The following is a 3,080-nucleotide window of genomic DNA, read 5'->3' as shown; positions in this document are numbered from 1 at the left end:
AGCTGATTAATCTAAATAATCCTTATGATGTAAAGGATAGAACGGAGTTCTTAAGGGTGCGAAACTTGAGTTAAGTACCCTATAATTGTCTAATGACTCTGTTGATCACAATCATGACAGAATACGAGGAGGAAACAAATGAATTATCATGTATCAATTAGTGGAAGTGATCAGGCTATAGGAACAGCTGACCAGCCTTTCCGTACCATTTCTCAAGCTGCAGCCCTGGCCATGCCTGGTGATACCGTTACCGTCCATGCAGGCGTGTACCGTGAATGGGTCAATCCCGCAAATGGTGGAACCGTCGATCATCGAATCGTCTACAAAGCAGCTGGAGATGGCGAAGTCGTCATTACTGGAGCAGAGCGCTTGACAGACTGGACAGACGAAGGTGATCAGGTCTGGAGTACATTGGTCCCTAACAGCCTATTTTCCGCAAGACACCCTTTTAAAGAAGAACTAAGTGGCGACTGGCTTTTTGACGGCGCTTTTACGGCTCACCTCGGTGAAGTATGCCTCGACGGTCAGTCGCTTTATGAATGTGAGAAAGTAGAGCACGTACATAAGCCTGAAGTCTGGTCGGAAGCCAAGTACTCAGAAGCTTCTCTGCTCAAATGGACAGCTGAAGTCGATTCTAAAACGACTAAGATCTGGGCTAATTTTGGTGGGAAAGATCCGCGCGAAGAAAATGTCGAAATCAGCGTGCGTCCGCACTGTTTCTGGCCGGAAAAACCGGGTCTTGATTATATAACGGTCAGCGGATTCACTCTGTGTCAGGCCTCTCCTCAGTGGGCAGCGCCAACTGAATTTCAGGAGGGACTGATCGGAACACACTGGAGTAAAGGATGGATCATCGAAAACAACGTGATCAGCGAGTCCAAGAACGTCGGGATCAGTCTTGGCACTGCCATCGGGACTGGGCACACTAGAGACGGTGACAATCACAGTAAAGGTGGGACCCAGCGTGAACAGGAAGTAATTCTGAGAGCTTTGCGATCCGGCTGGGATAAGGACCGTGTCGGTAGTCATATTGTCCGCAACAATGTGATTCACGACTGTGAACAGGCTGGAATTGTCGGCCATATGGGTGCAGCCTTCAGCAGCATTTATCAGAATAAGATTTACAATATCCACCACAAGCGTATCCGACACGGTGCTGAAGTAGGAGGCATCAAGCTTCATGCTGCTTTGGACACTCAAATCAGTGACAATAAGATATACAGTTCCTACCGTGGCCTCTGGCTTGACTGGCAGGCACAAGGAACTCGAATCAGCCGTAATCTGTTTTTCGACAATCTATCAGAAGATTTATTTGTTGAAGTCTGTCATGGCCCATATTTAGTTGATCACAACCTGTTCCTGTCTCCAATGAATTTCAGAAACACGGCTCAAGGTGGTGCTTTTGTCCATAATTTGTTTGCCGGACAATTTGTCGTTCAGTCCGAACTGTCGCGAACGACACCTTACCATTTCCCGCATGAGACAGCCATGGCTGGATATTCTAATATTAGTGGTGGAGATGACAGATACTACAATAACCTTTTCTTAGGGAATGAAGAGACAAACAAAGAGCCTGTGCCTATCACCTTCTTTGAGCATCTTCCGCTTAAAGAAAGAGAAGAAACAGAGGGCAGTGGTGCTGTAATGGATGGTATACCTGAAGATTCAATCTGCTACCTGCATCCAGTCGGGCTTGGCGGATACAACGACCATCCCGATGCAAAAGATAAGCCGTGGTGGCAGTACACTAAAGAGGAAATGGCTGAACTTGGAGATGCCGAAAATAATATTCTGGTCGGTAATGCCGTGCTCCCTGTCGCTATGGGAGGAAACGTATACCTGAACAACGCTGTTTCTAGCAGCCACGATCCTCATGCTCCTTCTTCTGAACAGAAAGGAATCGATATTTCAATCGATCAGAATGAAGGTAAAGTAAGTGTCAAAGTAAACGATCCGGACTTGCTTCGTGCTGCTTCTTCCATGGTGGCTACAACCGATCTTCTCGGAAAAGCATATCATGCCGATATGTCTTTCGAGCAGCCTGATAGATCACCGTATCGCTTCGATTCGGACTTTTTCGGACACCGGAGACCTGATGCTGGACTGACAGCCGGTCCATTTGAACTGGAAAAGAAAGCTTCTGCAGAATTTGATGTTTAAATAGTTTTTAAAGAATCAGACAGCACATTTGTCTGGTTCTTTTTTTATTAATACAATAAGATTATTGACTTCCACTCCACTAGAACGATTGATTATGCTATTATGTAATAAATTATATGCTAGGATGGTCATGATATGTATGCAAAAGTAATTAACCTTTCCAATCGACTCATTACCTATACGGTGTATGCCATCTACCCTGTAATCATCGTGGTACTATTATTCTCAGGTGACTCCAGATTCTGGCGCGTGCTGCTGGGGCCGCTTATCTCCTTTGTACTGGTGAGCCTGTTACGACGCTTTATCGATGCCCCCCGACCCTATGAGGTTACTAGCAAGGCACCTATTCTAAATAAAGATACTAAAGGCCAATCGTTTCCTAGTCGCCATGTCTTTTCAGTTTTCGTGATCGCCTCCACCCTCTATTTTATATCCCGTCCACTGGGAGTCTTTCTCATGCTGATCGGATGCGTGCTGGCCGTCCTGCGTGTTATTGGCGGCGTCCATTATCCGAGAGATGTGATTGCTGGAGCAATTATCGGGATATTGTCCGGTGTGTTGGGATTTCTTCTTTAGTATAGATTATCAGACGAGGCAAGTTTACCCATATCTGACTCACTTTGAGTATAAAAATGGAGGTGTTCGTACTTATCTTAAGTACATCCCCTCCATTTTTAATATTATTTAAATGCTCTGTTCTAAGGCAGACTGACCTTCCTTTTCAGCTAAGTGTGACTGACTTATCGAAAGCAGAACCTAGTTGAGCCAATTTCATAATTATTTGTCGTGTTTAACACCTGATAAATCAACTTTTTTAAAACATAGAAAAAAGGAACCCCCCCATATGGCACAATTAGGTTGTCGACTAAGACACGTACTCCAGGAGGGATTCCTTATGTCCATTATACAACAACCCACTT

The 3,080-nt window shown here is 45.0% G+C and carries 2 protein-coding genes; both read left to right on the top strand.

What is annotated here, in order from left to right; genetic code table 11:
* Nucleotides 1-138: 138 nt before the first annotated feature.
* Complete coding sequence (locus ABFX15_RS04170) at nt 139-2,160, top strand: right-handed parallel beta-helix repeat-containing protein (RefSeq protein ID WP_346024243.1); 2,022 nt, start codon at nt 139-141, stop codon at nt 2,158-2,160.
* Nucleotides 2,161-2,295: 135 nt separating this feature from the next.
* The gene (locus ABFX15_RS04165; RefSeq protein WP_346024242.1) at nt 2,296-2,736 is read left to right on the top strand and encodes a phosphatase PAP2 family protein; all 441 of its coding nucleotides are present in this window, start codon (nt 2,296-2,298) and stop codon (nt 2,734-2,736) included.
* Nucleotides 2,737-3,080 lie beyond the last annotated feature (344 nt).

Source organism: Alkalibacterium indicireducens, assembly GCF_039522005.1.
Taxonomy (GTDB): domain Bacteria; phylum Bacillota; class Bacilli; order Lactobacillales; family Carnobacteriaceae_A; genus Alkalibacterium; species Alkalibacterium indicireducens.
The sequence above is the reverse complement of the archived record's forward strand: the minus strand, read 5'-3'. Positions and strand labels throughout refer to the sequence as shown.